This window comes from Glutamicibacter sp. BW78, from assembly GCF_002332245.1.
Taxonomy (GTDB): domain Bacteria; phylum Actinomycetota; class Actinomycetes; order Actinomycetales; family Micrococcaceae; genus Arthrobacter_H; species Arthrobacter_H rhombi_A.
Window position 1 is genome coordinate 308,917 of record NZ_NRGU01000030.1, and the last position, 15,982, is coordinate 324,898.

Annotated in this window: 16 protein-coding genes; 10 read left to right on the forward strand and 6 right to left on the reverse strand. The window is 64.6% G+C overall.

Going from position 1 to position 15,982, the window contains the following annotated elements; genetic code table 11:
* The first annotated feature begins 120 nt into the window (after window positions 1-120).
* From paaI to CIK75_RS05920, 4 genes are all read left to right on the forward strand, one after another.
* Window positions 121-573: a hydroxyphenylacetyl-CoA thioesterase PaaI gene (gene paaI / locus CIK75_RS05905; protein ID WP_086997961.1), complete on the forward strand. Its 453-nt coding sequence runs from the start codon at window positions 121-123 to the stop codon at window positions 571-573.
* A gap of 73 nt (window positions 574-646) precedes the next feature.
* Complete coding sequence (locus CIK75_RS05910) at window positions 647-1,966, forward strand: AMP-binding protein (protein WP_086997958.1); 1,320 nt, start codon at window positions 647-649, stop codon at window positions 1,964-1,966.
* A gap of 10 nt (window positions 1,967-1,976) precedes the next feature.
* On the forward strand, window positions 1,977-2,585 hold the full coding sequence (locus CIK75_RS05915; protein ID WP_086997955.1) for a TetR/AcrR family transcriptional regulator: 609 nt from the start codon (window positions 1,977-1,979) through the stop codon (window positions 2,583-2,585).
* Between the two features lie 136 nt (window positions 2,586-2,721).
* Window positions 2,722-3,414 carry a nicotinamide mononucleotide transporter gene (locus CIK75_RS05920; RefSeq protein WP_086997952.1) on the forward strand — a complete coding sequence of 231 codons (693 nt, stop codon included), beginning with the start codon at window positions 2,722-2,724 and terminating at the stop codon, window positions 3,412-3,414.
* 42 nt (window positions 3,415-3,456) lie between these two features.
* Here CIK75_RS05920 and CIK75_RS05925 read toward each other — a convergent pair whose 3' ends face one another.
* Entirely contained in the window at window positions 3,457-4,092 is a 636-nt protein-coding gene (locus tag CIK75_RS05925; protein ID WP_086997949.1) for a GNAT family N-acetyltransferase, read from the reverse strand.
* Window positions 4,093-4,279: 187 nt separating this feature from the next.
* Here CIK75_RS05925 and CIK75_RS05930 point away from each other — a divergent pair, with 187 nt between their 5' ends.
* From CIK75_RS05930 to CIK75_RS05945, 4 genes are read left to right on the forward strand one after another with little or no spacing between them, the layout of a single operon-like run.
* Entirely contained in the window at window positions 4,280-5,929 is a 1,650-nt protein-coding gene (locus CIK75_RS05930; protein ID WP_086997946.1) for a thiamine pyrophosphate-dependent enzyme, read from the forward strand.
* A gap of 45 nt (window positions 5,930-5,974) precedes the next feature.
* Window positions 5,975-6,400 (forward strand): hypothetical protein, encoded by a 426-nt coding sequence (locus CIK75_RS16210; protein ID WP_158225906.1) that lies wholly within the window; start codon window positions 5,975-5,977, stop codon window positions 6,398-6,400.
* 58 nt (window positions 6,401-6,458) lie between these two features.
* A complete protein-coding gene (locus tag CIK75_RS05940) occupies window positions 6,459-7,880 on the forward strand; it encodes a HAMP domain-containing sensor histidine kinase (protein WP_241895317.1) in 1,422 nt (473 codons plus the stop codon).
* Window positions 7,852-8,520 carry a response regulator transcription factor gene (locus tag CIK75_RS05945; RefSeq protein ID WP_086997938.1) on the forward strand — a complete coding sequence of 223 codons (669 nt, stop codon included), beginning with the start codon at window positions 7,852-7,854 and terminating at the stop codon, window positions 8,518-8,520. Before CIK75_RS05940 ends, CIK75_RS05945 begins: the two co-directional genes overlap by 29 nt.
* Before the next feature lie 40 nt (window positions 8,521-8,560).
* Here CIK75_RS05945 and paaZ read toward each other — a convergent pair whose 3' ends face one another.
* On the reverse strand, window positions 8,561-10,693 hold the full coding sequence (gene paaZ / locus CIK75_RS05950; RefSeq protein WP_086997935.1) for a phenylacetic acid degradation bifunctional protein PaaZ: 2,133 nt from the start codon (window positions 10,691-10,693) through the stop codon (window positions 8,561-8,563).
* 160 nt (window positions 10,694-10,853) lie between these two features.
* Here paaZ and CIK75_RS05955 point away from each other — a divergent pair, with 160 nt between their 5' ends.
* On the forward strand, window positions 10,854-11,753 hold the full coding sequence (locus CIK75_RS05955) for an RIO1 family regulatory kinase/ATPase (RefSeq protein WP_241895319.1): 900 nt from the start codon (window positions 10,854-10,856) through the stop codon (window positions 11,751-11,753).
* Between the two features lie 181 nt (window positions 11,754-11,934).
* Window positions 11,935-12,360 (forward strand): hypothetical protein, encoded by a 426-nt coding sequence (locus tag CIK75_RS05960; RefSeq protein WP_086997929.1) that lies wholly within the window; start codon window positions 11,935-11,937, stop codon window positions 12,358-12,360.
* A gap of 48 nt (window positions 12,361-12,408) precedes the next feature.
* Here CIK75_RS05960 and CIK75_RS05965 read toward each other — a convergent pair whose 3' ends face one another.
* From CIK75_RS05965 to CIK75_RS05980, 4 genes are all read right to left on the reverse strand, one after another.
* Window positions 12,409-13,398, reverse strand: a complete 990-nt coding sequence (locus tag CIK75_RS05965) for an NAD-dependent epimerase/dehydratase family protein (protein WP_086997926.1) — start codon at window positions 13,396-13,398, stop codon at window positions 12,409-12,411.
* A 111-nt stretch (window positions 13,399-13,509) separates the two neighbouring features.
* On the reverse strand, window positions 13,510-14,211 hold the full coding sequence (locus CIK75_RS05970; protein ID WP_086997923.1) for a tyrosine-protein phosphatase: 702 nt from the start codon (window positions 14,209-14,211) through the stop codon (window positions 13,510-13,512).
* A 46-nt stretch (window positions 14,212-14,257) separates the two neighbouring features.
* Window positions 14,258-15,154, reverse strand: coding sequence for a 3-hydroxyacyl-CoA dehydrogenase family protein (locus CIK75_RS05975; protein ID WP_086997920.1), 897 nt, complete (start codon window positions 15,152-15,154; stop codon window positions 14,258-14,260).
* 2 nt (window positions 15,155-15,156) lie between these two features.
* A complete protein-coding gene (locus CIK75_RS05980) occupies window positions 15,157-15,981 on the reverse strand; it encodes an enoyl-CoA hydratase/isomerase family protein (protein ID WP_241895320.1) in 825 nt (274 codons plus the stop codon).
* Window position 15,982: the final 1 nt, after the last annotated feature.

Consider the following 15,982-nt stretch of genomic DNA (forward strand, 5'->3'; position numbering starts at 1 on the left):
CCACGGATCCTGTCCTGCCCCACGCGTTAACAAACCCTCTCCCACGGTTCATGGCTTGACTTGAATCACATTTCAAGATTACCTAATGAACGTTCAGTAAATCGTGGATGGAGTCCCAGCATGACCGATACCGACGTCGATGCGGTGCCAGCGGAAACCGCCCCGCAGCACGCCGTACTCACCAACGACTACGCCTCGGAATGGCTCGGAATCAAGGTGGTCCACGTCGGTGAGGGCGAGGCCACGATCACCATGACCCTGCGTCGCGAAATGCTCAACGGCTTCGGCATCGGACACGGCGGAATGATCTTCGCCCTGGCCGACACCGCCTTCGCGATGGCGTGCAATCCCGCCGAAGGCTCCGAGGACACCGTCACCGTCGCCTCGGGTGTGGACATCAACTTCATGAAACCGGGCCTTCCGGGCCGCCTGCTCACCGCCGAGGCGACCCGCCGCCATCAGTCAGGGCGCAGCGGTTTGTACGACATCCAGATCCGTCAGACCACCCCGGAGGGCGGCGAGGAAATTGTCGCCGAATTCCGCGGTCGTTCACGGACCGTCCCCAAGCGCTAGATGCCCGACGCCGGAACCAAACCACCGACGTCATGCACCTTCCACCCACCCAGCTATCACCAAAGGGCCAGCAATGACGCATACAGTCCCAGAAACCGAACTCCCCAACCCGCTCGATCCCGAAGAGACGATGAGTCGCGATCAGATCGAGTCGATCCAGCTCACCCGGTTGCAGGAGACCGTCGCCTACGCCTACGACCGGGTCCCGCTCTATCAGGAGAAGTACGACGCCGCAGGGGTCCACCCCACGGATCTGAAGGAACTCTCCGACCTGGCCAAGTTCCCCTTCACCGACAAGGAGGACCTGCGCAAGACCTACCCGTTCGGGATGTTCGCCGTCCCGCAGCACGAGGTCGCGCGGATCCACGCCTCCTCGGGTACCACCGGCCGGGCCACCGTCGTCGGCTACACCCAGACCGACCTGGACGACTGGGCCAAGCTCGGTGCCCGCTGCCTGCGCCTGTCGGGGGTCAAACCGGGATGGAAGGTCCATAACGCCTATGGATACGGGCTGTTCACCGGTGGACTGGGTGCCCACGCGGCCGCCGAACGACTCGGCACCACCGTGATCCCGATGTCTGGCGGGCAGACCGAGAAGCAGATCACGCTGATCAACGACTTCGCCCCCGAGGCCATCCTGTGCACTCCCACCTACCTGCTGACCATCGGGGACGCCATGCAGCGCAAGGGCATTGACCCGCGCTCCACGTCGTTGAAGGTCGCCGTCCTCGGCGCCGAGCCGTGGACCGAAGAGATGCGCCACGAGCTCGAGGTGATGTTCGATATTGATGCCTGCGACATCTACGGCCTCTCCGAGGTCATGGGCCCGGGTATGGCCGGCGAATCAAGTGAGACCAAGGACGGCAGCCACATCTGGGAGGACCACTTCCGTCCGGAGATCATCGACGCCTTCGACCCTTCGCAGGTCCTGCGCGACGGCGAACACGGCGAGCTGGTCTTCACCTCGCTGACCAAGCAGGCGCTGCCCATCATCCGCTACCGCACCCACGACCTGACCCGCCTGTTGCCGGGTACCGCACGGCCCGGTCACCGTCGCATGGGCCGGATCACCGGACGCAGCGATGACATGATCATCCTGCGTGGTGTGAACCTCTTCCCCAGCCAGATCGAAGAGATCGCGTTGAAGGTCAGCGGACTGTCACCGCACTTCCAGCTCGAAATCACTCGTCCAGACCGGATGGACGAGCTCGCTGTGAAGATCGAACGTCGTGTGGATTGCACTTCAGACCGGGCCATCGAAGCCAGCCGTGAACTGCAGAAGCTCATCAAGATCCACATTGGTTCCAGCTGCCGGGTCGATGTGGTGGACCCGGAGTCCTTACCTCGCTCGGTGGGTAAGCTGCGACGCATCTACGACCTGCGCAACAAGTAGGATCGTCGGCATGCCCACTACCGCTAGCAGACCCTCCGGAGCCAAACGTGGCCGTCCCGGACACGATCAGGATTCCGTCCTGTCCATCGCCGTCCAGGTCTTCAATAAATATGGCTACGACGCGACGTCGATGGGTACGCTGGCGGATCATTTGGGCATCAGCAAGTCAGCGATCTACCACCATGTCCCTTCCAAGGGCGACCTGTTGGATCGGGCCCTGGACGAGGCCCTGGTGCCGTTGGAGGCGCTGGATCAGGATCCCCGCGCCTCCAACGGCAACGCCGGGCAGCGTCTCGAATTCATTCTGCGTTCGACCATCAGGGTGCTGATCGACCGTCAGCCGTACGTGACCTTGCTGTTGCGTCTGCGGGGGAATACCGAGATCGAACGACTGGCGTTGGAACGGCGACGGGCCGTAGACCGGCGCCTGTCCCGGCTGGTGGTCGACGCACAGCAGGAAGGCTCCCTCCGGCAGGACATCGACCCGCGCACCACCACGCGGCTGTTGTTCGGAACCATCAACTCGCTCGTGGAGTGGTACCGCACCGATGGCCCATCCACTCCCGAGCAGGTCGAGGAAAACGCGATCGCCATGATGCTCGATGGGCTGCGCGCCTGAACTGTGGTCTCATCACGCCGAGGGTTGATCGCTGCGCGGATTCGGGGGCGGCAAGGCTCCGGCGGTACCATCGGTAGGTTCCCTCCGTGCGGCCCCTCGCCCACGCCTGCTCCCATCCGTTCGATAGGCATTCTTCGTGGACCAGCTCTTCCAGACCCTCTTTAACCAGGCCGCTGGCACCGACACCGCAACGATCCTCGCGCTCGACGCACTCAGCGTGCTGTTCACCGGGGTCGCCCTGTTGCTGCTGGCCCGCCGCAACGACCTCGGCTGGTGGTTCCAGATCATCGCCGTCTTTGCCGGGCCGATAGTGATCGCCCTGCAATTCGGTTTCGACGGCTTCTTCAAGGCCGTTCCCTTCCTGTTGGTACCGATCTACGGCCTGTGGCGCTTCAGCAAGTACCCCTTAGTCGGAAAGTTTGGCCGCACGGTCGAGGTGCGGGCGTTCACTGCGTCGTCGCTCATCTGGGGTTTCGTCATCACCCTGCTCATCGCCTTCGCATCGGCCATTCCCACCATCTTCAGCGGGCAAAGCCTGGGCAGCATCCAAATCAGTTTCTGGTTGACCCTGGTCTTTTCCGCTTTGGTTCCTGCTGGTCTGGTGGGTGTGGCCAACGGCTTCCGCTGGGCGTGGCTTATCGTGGCGGCTTCCGCCGTGGCCCAGGTGGCCGTCTACTTCGGCAACCAGCCGGCCTTCGCCACGCTGGCGGTCCTCGTGCTTCAATTCGGTGCCTCGCTCTTTGGTTGGTGGTCCTGGCGTCAACTTCCGGCCGAGGCCATTCAGGACGACGCAGTGGAGTACCCGCCGAGCCCCTACCAGGAGGCCTAGCCGCCGCTCACGCCACTGGTGTGCGGCCCTCTGCTGCGGACCTTAACCCGGCAGGATGTCCAGGGGGACGGCTTCAGGCGCCGGGTCCGTGGCCAGCCGGGCCCAGAGAGCCGTATCAAAACGCTCCCAGGTTCCGCCCTCGTTCTGGTAGCGCAGCTTCTCCCGTTCGACCCCTTCGCGGATGAATCCCGCAGCCGCGGCGACAGCACCGGAGGCCGGGTTGTTCAACCGGTGCCCCAATTCCAACCGGTACAGGCCCCACCTGGAGAAACACGAGCCGGCGAGCGCAGCGACTCCCGCGGTGGCCAGCCCCTGGCCACGAGCCGAGGAAGCGACCCAATAGGACACCCACCCCGTCTGGTGCCGCCATTCCATCCCGGAAACCATGACGTTTCCGACGGCTTCGCCATCCACGTCGATGGCCAGGGCCCGCAGCGTGGCCGGTTCCGGCCCCTGATCCTGTGCCTCCTCGGCGCTCGGTTCCTGGACGTCGGCGCGTGGGACCGTGACGTCCAGCCAAGCACGGGCACCAGCGGCATCGGCGATGGGCCGGGCCGACTGCCCAGCCATATCAGGGGCGGCGAAGGCCTGGATCACCGCGGCGGTGTCATGGTCGCTGAAGGTCCAGGGGCGCAGGACTGCCGCCCGGCCCGCGGCGGTTTCAAAACTCTGGATCATGGTCCCCATCCTACGGACGAGCCGTCGCCTCCGTGGCTTCTGCTTCATGACGGGCTCGCGTCAACGATTCTGGAGCCAGAGGCTACTGTCCGGTAACTTAGCTGTCAGCAAGCAAGGACGCCGCGGGGCCCTCCCCGGCATCCGCGTCCCGGCGTGACGGATCATTCAACGGCGAAAGAGGTCACCGATGACAACCATCCAGCACACCCCCACGACTGCCGGTCACCTGATCGTGGCGACGCTGGTCTCCCACGGGGTCCAGCGGGCCTATATCGTCCCCGGCGAAAGCTACCTTGACGTCCTGGACGGGCTGCACGACTCCCCCATCGACACGGTGGTCTGCCGTCACGAAGGCGGTGCCGCCTATATGGCCGAGGCCGACGGCAAGATGAATCCGCGTCCGGGCATCGCGATGGTCACCCGAGGCCCCGGTGCTGCCAACGCCCACGTCGGCCTGCACACCGCTTGGCAGGATTCCACCCCGATGGTCCTCTTCGTCGGGCTCATCCCCTTCGAACACCGCGAAAAGGAGGCCTTCCAGGAATTCGACCCCAAGGCCTGGTTCGGCACCGGTGCCAAACGCGTGATGATCCTCGACCACGCAGAACGCGCCTCGGAGGTCGTCGCCGAGGCGATGTTCGCGGCCATGTCCGGCCGCCCGGGCCCCGTGGTCGTCGGCCTACCCGAGGACATCATCAAACGTCAGGTCCCCTCGGATCTGCACCCACGGATCCCGGTCGCCTCCGGTGGCATGACGGTCACCGATTGGAAAGCGCTGAACGGGGCGTTGCACGGCTCCGAGAAACCGTTGTTCATTTTCGGCGGCAATGATTGGACGGCCGAAGCTGCCCAGGAATTCACCACCTGGCTTGAGGAGCATGACCTTCCGGCCGCCGCAGAATGGCGGTGTGAGGGAACCGTCCCCTTCACGTCGCCCTCATACGTGGGGCCCATCGGTTACGGGCGCCCCAAACCCACCTACGACCTGCTCGAGGAGACCGACCTGCTGATCTTCGTCGGCACCGTCCCCGGCGACGTCATCACCGACGGCTTTGCCATCCGGCAGAACTGGGAGAAGAAGAACTTCCTGGTGACCATCGACCCGTCCCTGCGTGGACGCTCGGGCCCGGTATCGCACCAGATCGTGGCCAAACCCGAGGTCTTCGTCCGTGACCTGGTCCGCATGGAACTGCCGGTGAAGGATTCCTGGCGTGAATGGACCACCAGGATGCGCGCCGAACAGGAAAGGTTCGCCGCCTTGCCCGACGCCACACCCGGGGACGGGCAAGCCAGGATGTCCACGTTGATGGCCCAGTTGGTTCCCACGCTGCCCCGCGATGCCATGGTCACCTTCGGCGCCGGGGAACACACCAACTGGGCGCACCGGTACTTCCCCACGAACAGCTACGCCTCCATGATCAGCGCCCGCAACGGATCGATGGGCTACTCGATCCCTTCGGCGGTCGCTGCCTCCCTCGACAGTCCCGGTCGGCGCGTGGTGAGCATTGCCGGTGACGGGGAATTCCTCATGAACGGCCAGGAACTGGCCACTGCGGCACAATATGGGGCCACCCCGCTGATCATCGTGATGGACAACCAGGAATACGGCACGATCCGCACCCATCAGGAGCGTGACTACCCACACCGGATTTCCGGGACGCAGCTGAAGAACCCCGACTTCGCCCTCATGGCCACGGCCTTTGGCGGCTTCGGGATCCGTGTAGAAAACGACGTCGATGTCCCCGCGGCACTCCAGGCGGCACTGGCCGCCATTGATCACGAAAGACGCTTCGCCCTGATCCATCTCATCGTCGAACAGCGGGTCAAGGCATACTAGGAAGCCTCTCATCTGCGGCTCATCCAAAGGAGGAACACTAGGGGCATGAGACGGTTCGTGAATCTCACCGCATCCATCGTGATCCTACTGGCCCTGGTGGTCGGCGCCTTTGCTGCTGCCCGGGCGCTGACCGCCCCACAGCATGAAGATGTGGGGCCCGGCCTCGTCGTCGACGATGGAACGCTGCCGGCCCTACCAGGGGACCTCAACGCCCCCGGCTCCGGCGACAAGGCCTCCTATAGTCCGCCCATCAATGCGACCGAATGGCCCGTATCGTCGCCGGCCGCACCCTCTTCCACCGACTCCGTCTCGACCGAGGCGAGCCCCTCCAGCGTGCCGACCGCCCCGGCACAGACCCGGGTTCCCCCCAAGACCAAGGCCCCCGTCGCACCGCTTCCCCCATCCCCCGCGGACGACGACGACGATGACGATGACGACGATGAGGATGACGATGATGATGAGGAGGATTAGCCCGGCACGTGGGGGTTGGTCGGTCCGATCCCGTGTCCTCATCGGAATGATCGCCATCGTGACCATCACCCTGGTGGTCGCCGGGGCAACCATTTATCTGCTGCAACGTTCGGCACTGAACGAACGGATCGATGATTCCCTGCGCCGGACCGTCGGTGAGTTCCAGGTCCTTGCGGCCCAGGGCCTGGATACCGAAACCGGCAAGGCCTTCACCGAGGCGAATGATCTGCTTTATATTGCCATGCAACGCACCCTGCCGGCCCGGACTGAAGGCATGGTCAGTTTCAGTGAAGGGAACCTGCAGTGGACGGCCCCCGAAACGGTCGACCTGCGCTTGGAAAACGATGAGGAATTCGTGGACTGGGCTTCGACCACCGGCCAACCGCATCGGATTGCCCTCAGTTCGGTCACCACCGCCACGACCACCTATCGTGCCGTGATCGTCCCAGTCCAGTTGGCTGCCGACCAGAAACCGGCCCGACTCGTCCTCGCCTACGACTACGGTGCCGAGATCAAGTCGCTCGATCGCAGTTTCGAATTTTTCATCGCCGTCGGCGCCGGGGTGACCGTGCTGGCGGGCATTGCCAGCTGGCTGATGGTTGGGCGGATGCTCTTGCCGGTCAGGCTCCTGCGTGAGACCGCCGTGCAAATCTCCGAAAACGATCTCTCCCAACGCATCGATACCGTGGGAAACGACGAGTTCGCAGATCTGACCATCACGATCAATGCCATGCTCGACCGCCTCGAAACCGCGCTGACCTCCCAACGACAACTGCTCAACGACGTTGGACACGAGTTGCGCACCCCGGTGACCATCATCCGAGGGCATCTGGAACTCATGGACGACCACGACCCCCAGGACGTCACCCAGTCCCGGGATATCGCTGTCGATGAGCTCGATCGCATGTCGCTACTCATCGATGACCTCGTCACCCTGGCGAAATCGGATGGCCCGGGCTTCGTGGCCCCGCGGCCCGTGGAACTGGGCCCCTGGCTCGATGAACTTCTGGAAAAGGCACGCGGGCTCGGCGACCGGGACTGGCAGGTGGACCAGCGCGCCGATGCCTCCGTCGCCGTGGACCCCAGACGCCTGACCCAGGCCATGCTGCAATTGGCAGCCAACGCCGTGAAGTTCAGCGGTACCGGTTCTGCCATCGCCCTGGGTTCGACCATCATCCGCGCCGACGGTCCCGGCACCGGAACCGGTACCGACCTGCTGCGGCTGTGGGTCCGTGACCAGGGAACCGGCATCGAGATCACGGATCAGCAGCGGATCTTCGAGAGGTTCGGCCGGGGCCGCAACAGCACCCGGAGCTTCGGCTCGGGGCTCGGACTGAACATCGTCTCGGCCATCGTCGCTGCCCATGAGGGTACTGTCGAAGTGGACTCCGCCCCGGGGCGCGGTTCAACCTTCACCCTCACGCTTCCCGTCCACGAGGAGAACACTGCGCATGAGCCGGATCCTGATCATCGAGGATGAGCAGCGCATTTCCTCCTTCGTCGCCAAGGGCTTGAAGGCGGCGGGCCTGCAACCCAGCGTCGCCCATACCGGCGAGGACGGCCTACAGCTGGCCACCGACGAGGACTTCGAGGCCATCGTCTTGGATCTGGGACTCCCCGATCTCGATGGGTACGAGGTCCTCAAACGTTTGCGGGCCTTCGGGCTGCAGACCCCGGTGATCATCCTGACGGCCCGCAGCAGCATCGATGACACGGTCACCGGGCTGCAAAGCGGGGCGGATGACTATATGGCCAAACCCTTCCATTTCGAGGAATTGCTGGCACGGCTGCGATTGCGGTTGAAACCCGAAAACAGCGCCTCTGACCCGGCCCTGCTGAGCAATGGCGATCTGGAAATGGACTGCCGGGGTCGCCGGGCCCTGCTCGATGGCCGGGAAGTGGACCTTTCGGCCCGTGAGTTCGCCTTAGCCGAGACGTTCCTGCGCAACCCCGGCCAGGTCCTCAGCCGGGAGCAGCTGCTCTCACGGGTCTGGGGCTACGATTTCGATCCGGGCTCGAACATCGTGGACGTTTACGTGAGGTACCTGCGCAATAAGCTCGGCACCGAACGCTTCGAGACCGTCAGGGGCATGGGATACCGGATGGTGGACCTGGGCTGATCTGCCGGCGGCCCTCGCCACCGGCAGATCCCCGAAGGCCTTATCCGCGCCCCGGCCAGTTCTGGTAGATGGTGTCTTCCTTCTCCACCAAGGTCAAAACGTCATAGGTCGCCACGATCTCATCATCCTGGTTGTGGATGATGGCATCCCAGGCGACCTCCCCATACTCGTCGGTCACCCGCGGGGTGATCTTCTTGGCGGTGAGCGTGACCCGAACCCGGTCCCCGGCCGGAACGGGAGTGATGAAGCGCAGGTTCTCCAGCCCGTAGTTGGCTAGCACCGGCCCCGGGGCCGGCTGGACGAAGAGCCCTGCAGCCCAGGAAACCAGCAGATAACCGTGCGCGACGACCCCGGGGAAGAACGGGTTGGCCGCCGCTGCTGCGGCATCGGTATGGGCGTAGAACGTATCGCCGGTGGTCTTCGCGAAATCGGTGATCTCGTCCAGCGTGACTTCACGCAGCGGAGAGGCGAAGGCGTCGCCGATCCGCAACTCAGCCAACGATTTACGGAACGGGTGGATGGCTCCTGCCACGGCCCCGAATTCGGGGGCCCCGGCGATGACCCGATCCGCACCGGTATGCCAGACGCCGGTGACCGCGGTCAGCAAGTTCGGAGAGCCCTGGATGGCGGAGCGCTGCATATGGTGTTTGATGGACCGAACGCCACCGAGTTCCTCGCCACCCCCGGCGCGGCCCGGCCCGCCATGGACCAGATGCGGTACCGGGGAACCGTGACCTGTGGAGGTGCGGGCGGTTTCGCGGTTCAGGATGTGGATCCGGCCGTGATGCCCGGCGATCCCGATGGTCAAGGCACGGGCGGTCTCCCCATCATTGGTGCACACGGTAGCGACCAACGAGCCGCTGCCACGGGCGGCGAGTTCCACCGCCTCATCCAGGTCCCGATAGCCCAGCACGCTGGCCACAGGACCGAAGGCCTCCAGCGAGTGGACGGCCTCTGCCTTCGCGTCGGTCCAGGTGAGCAGCAGCGGGGACATGAACGCCCCGTCGGGGACCTCCTGCTCCTCACCCGAGGCGGTTCTGACCCGCGGGGCATCCAGCGTCCCGTAGGCGATTTCTCCGCCGGCGGCCACCATGGCCTCCACCGCACCTCGGACATCACCTAGCTGATCCAGCGACGCCAAGGCGCCCATGGTGACGCCTTCGGCCCGGGGGTCCCCCACGACCACGCGCTGGGTCAGGCGGTCAGCCAAGGCAGCAACGACGTCGTCCTCGAGTTCTGCCGGGACGATGGCCCGGCGGATCGCCGTGCACTTCTGTCCGGCTTTGACGGTCATCTCGGTCACGACGGATTTGATGAACGCATCGAACTCCGGGGTGCCGGCGACGGCGTCGGGCCCCAGGATCGCAGCATTCAGGGAATCGGTTTCGGCGGTGAAACGGATTCCACCGGACACGACGTTCGGGTGGGACTTCAGAGCATCGGCCGTCGAGGCCGAACCGGTGAAGGAGACCATATCCCGGTAGTCCAGAACGTCCAACAGGGTACGGGCGGAACCGGAGACCAGCTGCAGGGAGCCCGCCGGAAGGAGCCCGGATTCAACGAGCATCCGCACCACGGCTTCGGAAAGGTAGCCGGTCGGGGTGGCGGGCTTGACGAGGGTGGGGACACCGGCGATGAAAGCAGGAGCGAATTTCTCCAACATGCCCCAGACGGGGAAGTTGAAGGCGTTGATCTGTGCCGCGACCCCGGGGATGCGGGTGTAGATGTGGCCGCCGAGGAACGAACCGTCACGAGAGAGTGGCTCCGCGGGGCCGTCCTGGACGACGTTGGAATTAGGCATCTCGCGACGGCCCTTGGACGAAAGGATGAACAGGGCACCAATACCGCCATCGATGTCGACCATGTTGTCGACCTGGGTGGCGCCGGTCTTATAGGAGACCTCGTAAAGTTCCTGGCGGCGTTCATTGAGGTACTGGGCCATCTCCTTGACCCGGAGGGCGCGTTCGTGCAGCGTCAGTTTCCCGAGCTCCCGGTGCCCGACGGTGCGACCGTGGTTCACGGCGTCTGCCAGGTCGAGGCCGGCGGCACTGACCAGGGCCAGTTCCTGACCGGTGTTCGCGTCGAGGACCGTCGTGGCCCCTTCAGTGCCAGTGGGGGTCCACCAGGAGTCCTGAATATAGCTCGGTACCAGCTCGGGGGTCTGCGTTGTCATCGTCGACAAGTCCTTCCTGAACGATCGGTCAGTATTTGAGATCCAGCCTACATGACGGGCAGCAGACGTTGCCGAATCACCAGTGATTGACATACACCGATCACTGGTGTTGTCTCGGAGGACCACCTACGCTCGCCGACTCCCGGGAGTCACCATCACCTTGAAACCGAACCCCCCTCTTGATCCAGCCGAAACCTTCCAGAAGCTGAAGCCCACCGCAACCCACGCCCCCATCCCCGGCGAGGCGCGCCCTGCGGGATGGAACATGCTCGACGACTCCCTGGCCGAAAACCAACGCTGGTCCACGTGGAACAGCGTGGAGAAACTGATGCGCGGCCCCGAGCCACGTCCCGAATTCATCATTGAGGACGCCGGGGCCATCGACACCGAGCTCGGTGTGTTGAAAACCGGCAAGGAAGCAGATGTCCTCCTCCTCGAACGTGCCACAGATACCCGCCGATCCCTGTTCGCGGCCAAGAGGTACAGGACGCCGGAGCAACGCTCCTTCCGCCGCTCCACCATCTACACCCAGGGCCGCACGGTACGTCGCAGCCGCGACTCCCGGGCCTTAACGAACGGCTCCGCCTATGGTCGCCACATCGAGGCCGCCCAATGGGCAGCCGCCGAATGGAATTTCCTGGTCCGCGCCCACCAGGCCGGGATCCCGGTCCCCTACCCCATACAGGTGGATGGCATGGAGATCCTCATGGAATTCATCAGCGACCCCGACCACCCCGGCACTGCCGCGCCGCGACTGCAGCAATTGCGGCCGACGAGGCCCGTGCTGGAATCCTACTTCGACCAAATCCTCGAAGCCATGCACGGGCTGACCTCACTGGGCTACGCCCATGGGGACCTCTCCCCCTACAACGTCCTGGTCGCCGGATCGAGGCTGGTGATCATCGATCTGCCACAACTGGTGGACCTGGCGGCGAACCCGCTCGGTGCCGATCTATTGGCCAGAGATTGCCGGAACATCTGCGCCTGGTTCACCGGCCGCGGACTCACCCGGGATCCAGAGGAATTGCTCGCTGAGCTACTGGCCGCCGCCTGGTCTTGAGGAGTTTTCCGGCAAAAGGATTGTCAAATAGGCCGTCGGGGTCTACATTGACCTCACCGGCCGATATCATCGCCGTGTGAGCTCTTGTGGCCGGCCTGCATCCGACGAATCCTAGGACGCAACGCGTCCACCCCTTCGACGGAGCCGCCGGTTCCGTCCCGCTCGTTGGAGCCCAGCCCTCATGCGGCAAACTTATAAGATCCTCGCCCACCTCATCGCTGCAGCCGTCGTCATTCAGGCGGTGATCATCGCCTGGAGCACCTTCACTGTCATCAACATGCTTGAATCCGGAGCGACCGTCACCGGCCCTCCGGCATCCGCCATGATCCACAGCATGCTCGGCATGTACGTTATTCCGCTTCTGGCGGTGGCACTACTGGTCGTGGCCTTCCTGTCACATGCTGGCGTCCGCTGGGCAGCGTGGCTTCTGCTCGCTGTCGTTGTCCAGATCGCCGTAGCCCTTGCCGCCTTCTCCACTCCTGTCCTCGGCATTCTGCACGGGCTGGTGGCTTTCGGCATCCTCGCCTTGGCGGAGGTCGGCGTCTGGTCCGTGGCCCACGCCTCGGCTCACGTAGCCGCTCCGGCACGAATGAAACCAGCCGTCTGATCCGCCATGTGGAGGACGGAAGGGGCCCCGTCGCCCCCCGCCCCCGCCTCAGCCCAACCGGCTGATCAGCTCCGCCTCATGATCCGGACTCAATCCCGAGCGCGGATCATCGGTGGGGTCGTGGGCGGCAATGATATCGGTGAAGGTCTCGGCCAACGGTCGACGCACCAGCCCCCATTTCAGGGCCCTGCGGTCAGAACGTCGGGCAAAACCGGCGAATTCGGTCCCCGCGGGCAGAACCAGCGGGAGGGAACGTGGACCTGCCCAGGGGGCGACGGCGTCGTCCTCCATCCGGTGCAATGGGTAGGGTGCCACCGCTGCGGTGTACCCCGCAGCGCTCTGGGCACTGGCGATCACATCACCCAACGGCATCTCGGCGCCGACGACGTTGACGGGGCCGTTCCGTGCCTCCAACCCGGCGCGCAGGATGAACGCTGCCAAATCACGGACATCAACGATTTGGACATAGCGGGCATCACCGTCGTCGTCGGGGACGAGGACCGGTTCCTGCCCGCGGGCAAAACGTAGAGGCCAATAGGTGGAACGTCCGGTGGGATCCCCGGGGCCTCCGATCAGCCCGGGACGGACCAGCAAGGCTGCGTTGCCGCGCGAAGCAACCGTGAGCCATTCACAACCGGCCTTGGCTTCGCCGAACTTCTCGTCGCAGTAGTCGATGCTGGAATCTTGTGCGACCAACAGTTTGGAGGCCTCGACGGCTCCCGGCCTGGAGTGGACGGCATAGGCGGAGCAGGAGGAGACGAAAACCCAGTGTCCGGCTTGTGGGGACAGGGCTTCCACCGCAGCCTTGGCGTGGGCGGGCTGGCAGGTCAGTTCCACGACCAGATCCCAAGGTTCGTCCGCGGCCCCCGCATAGGCGTCCTGGGCGTCACGGTCGGCCCGGAATATCCGCGCCCCCTCCGGAAATTCGCCCGAGTTACCGCGGGCGAGACACCCGACGTCGTGCCCGTCCTTCAGGGCTTGCAGCGCCATGGTTCGGCCAAGCCAAGCGGTGCCACCGAGAACGAGGATTTTTGCCATGCCAACTAGCCAACTCCCCCGGCCCATGTTCTGGCAAGTCGGATTCGGAAAATCGTTGGATCGGACAATATATGTCCTGACCCGCGGAGGCCCGCACCGAGGCCGCGCGATCTAGGAGCCCGAGAGCAGCTCGCGCACGGCATCGATCTCTTCGTCGCTGAGCCCCTGCTGACGCAGGAAGGTCTCCACGTCGATCCCGTCGATGAATTCGGCCAGCGCCTCCTGACGTCCTGCCAGCACGGGTTCGAGTTCTTCCTCGCTCAGATGTCGTTCGTAGGGGTGCTTGACCGGGCTGATCCGGTGCCATTCGTTGATGCCGCGCGCCCCGGCGTCGTATTGGCCGGCGATCAGATCCTGCCGACCGACCAGGGCTAGCGCCATGCTGATGATCATTCCCGTCCGGTCCCGTCCGGCCGAACAATGCACGACGACGAAACCCCGGGCCCCCGCCAAGGCACGGAAGACGTCAGCGATAAGTGAGGGAAAGTGGTCCAGATTCGCCGGATAGTAGCGCGGGTCGCTCAGGTACGGGGTGTCCGCTGAGGCGGCCGCCGCCATGAATTCCTCATGGTTCTGGTCCTCGGTGGGGCAGTGCAGGACGGTGATCCCTGCCAGCGCTTCGGGCTCGACGACGGGATCGGTGGGTCGACGTCGCCGTTCGTCCTGGTTGCGCAGATCAATGACCGTGCGCAGCCCCTCATCGTGGGCCTGACGCCACCCTTTTTCGGTGAGCCATTCGCTGCGGCCCATCCGGTAGAGCCGTCCGGCCACGCGGCGCGCGTTGACGGCGCCGTCCCAGTTCACCTCGTCCATGGGCCTATCCTGCCACGCCGCGGGTCAGGGACCCGGGCGGACCGGTTCAGCTCCAGTTGTAGAAGCCCCGTCCGGATTTGCGGCCCAGTTCCCCGCGTTCGACCTTTTCGCGCAGGATGGCCGGCGGGGCGAACCGTTCACCGAGTTCGGCGTGCAGGTATTCGGCGATCCCCAAACGCACGTCCAGCCCCACGATATCTGTGGTCTTCAACGGTCCGGTCGGGTGTTTATACCCCAGCACCATGGCGTTGTCGATGTCCTCGGCGGAGGCAACCCCTTCCTCGAGCATGCGCATGGCTTCCAAGGCGAGCATCACGCCCAGGCGGGAGGAAGCGAATCCTGGAGCGTCGTTGACGACGACGGCCGTCTTCCCCAAACCGGCCACCCACCCGCGAGCCCGCTCCACGAGTTCCTGCGCGGTCTGATCGGCAATGACGACCTCGATCAGAGTCGAGGCCGGGACCGGGTTGAAGAAGTGCAGCCCCAGGAAGTTTTCCGGGCGGGTCAAATGTCCTGCCAGTCCACTCATGGACAGCGAGGAGGTGTTCGAGGCCAACACGGCGCCGGGGCCCAGCTCTGTCTCAACGGCCCGCAACGAGGAGACCTTCAGAGCCCAAATTTCAGGTACGGCTTCGACGACGAGTTCCCGGTCGCCGAAATCGGCATAGTCGGTGCTGACCCTCAGGTGGCCAAGATGCTCCTCGACGGTTCCTGCCAGACCACGGTCGATGGATTTGCCCAGCGCCGTGGCTACTCGTTCACGGGCGGCATCGGCACTGGCTGCGTCGCGTTCGACGATCAGCACCTCGGCTCCCTTGATGAGGAAGCCGTGGGCGATGCCGGCGCCCATCCGTCCCCCGCCCAGGACCCCGACCCTGGTCGGCAGGTGGACGGTCGTCGCGGTATCGGTGGCCGGGGTCTTTTCCGGGGTGCTGGGGGTCATCGTTACTTCTTCTTCCGGTCGAGGAATGCCTGCATGCGGTCGAATTTGGCCTCGGATTCAAAGAGCATCGACTGGGCCAGGGTGTCGATGACCGGGTGGGCTTCCCGGGGAGTGTGGAATACGGCCTTGGAAACCCTGACAGCCAGCGGATCCTGGGCGCCGATCCGGTCCGCCAGGGCTTCGGCGGCAACCGACAGCTCTGCCGACTCAACCAGTTCGCCGATCAGTCCCACCTGCAGGCAGTCCTCGCCGGTCAGGACCTTCCCGGCGAGCAGGATCTGTTTGGCCATGGGCTCCCCCACGAGCTCCTTTAGTCTCCAGGTGGCCCCGGCTGCTGCCATGATGCCCAGATTCGTTTCGGGATTGCCCATCCGTAGGGAGGGTGTTCCGATTCTGAAGTCCGCCGCGTAGGCCAATTCGGCACCGCCTCCGAGGGCGTAACCATCCAGGGCGGCGATGACCGGCATCGGCAGCCGGGCGATCCGCTCGAAGAGCGAGGAGTTGATCCCGGCCAAGGCGTCTTCGCGGCGGCGTTGGCGTAACTGGGCGATATCGGCACCGGAAGCGAAAATGCCCTTGGTTCCGGTGTCAGGATCGCCGGGGGTACCCGCCAGGATGAGGATCTTCGGGGAGGCCTCCAGATAGCTGCAGACCGCGTGTAGTTCATCGACCATGGCCTGGTCGATGGCGTTGCGGACCTCTGGGCGGTGCAGCCGGACGGTGAGCCGGTTAGCCCTCTCGGTGACGATCAGCGTACTGAAACCCTCCGCTTCGAGCGTGGCTGCGCCGTCGTGCTGTTCTTCGGTTCCCAGCTCTTTTCCGCCCACC

Coding starts and splice junctions, on each gene's coding strand:
- CIK75_RS05960 (WP_086997929.1), top strand. CDS start 11,935: ATGCGGCAAACTTATAAGATCCTCGCCCACCTCATCGCTGCAGCCGTC.
- CIK75_RS05915 (WP_086997955.1), top strand. CDS start 1,977: ATGCCCACTACCGCTAGCAGACCCTCCGGAGCCAAACGTGGCCGTCCC.
- paaZ (WP_086997935.1), bottom strand. CDS start 10,693: ATGACAACGCAGACCCCCGAGCTGGTACCGAGCTATATTCAGGACTCC.
- paaI (WP_086997961.1), top strand. CDS start 121: ATGACCGATACCGACGTCGATGCGGTGCCAGCGGAAACCGCCCCGCAG.
- CIK75_RS05910 (WP_086997958.1), top strand. CDS start 647: ATGACGCATACAGTCCCAGAAACCGAACTCCCCAACCCGCTCGATCCC.
- CIK75_RS05970 (WP_086997923.1), bottom strand. CDS start 14,211: ATGGACGAGGTGAACTGGGACGGCGCCGTCAACGCGCGCCGCGTGGCC.
- CIK75_RS05925 (WP_086997949.1), bottom strand. CDS start 4,092: ATGATCCAGAGTTTTGAAACCGCCGCGGGCCGGGCGGCAGTCCTGCGC.
- CIK75_RS05975 (WP_086997920.1), bottom strand. CDS start 15,154: ATGACCCCCAGCACCCCGGAAAAGACCCCGGCCACCGATACCGCGACG.
- CIK75_RS05930 (WP_086997946.1), top strand. CDS start 4,280: ATGACAACCATCCAGCACACCCCCACGACTGCCGGTCACCTGATCGTG.
- CIK75_RS05945 (WP_086997938.1), top strand. CDS start 7,852: ATGAGCCGGATCCTGATCATCGAGGATGAGCAGCGCATTTCCTCCTTC.
- CIK75_RS16210 (WP_158225906.1), top strand. CDS start 5,975: ATGAGACGGTTCGTGAATCTCACCGCATCCATCGTGATCCTACTGGCC.
- CIK75_RS05965 (WP_086997926.1), bottom strand. CDS start 13,398: ATGGCAAAAATCCTCGTTCTCGGTGGCACCGCTTGGCTTGGCCGAACC.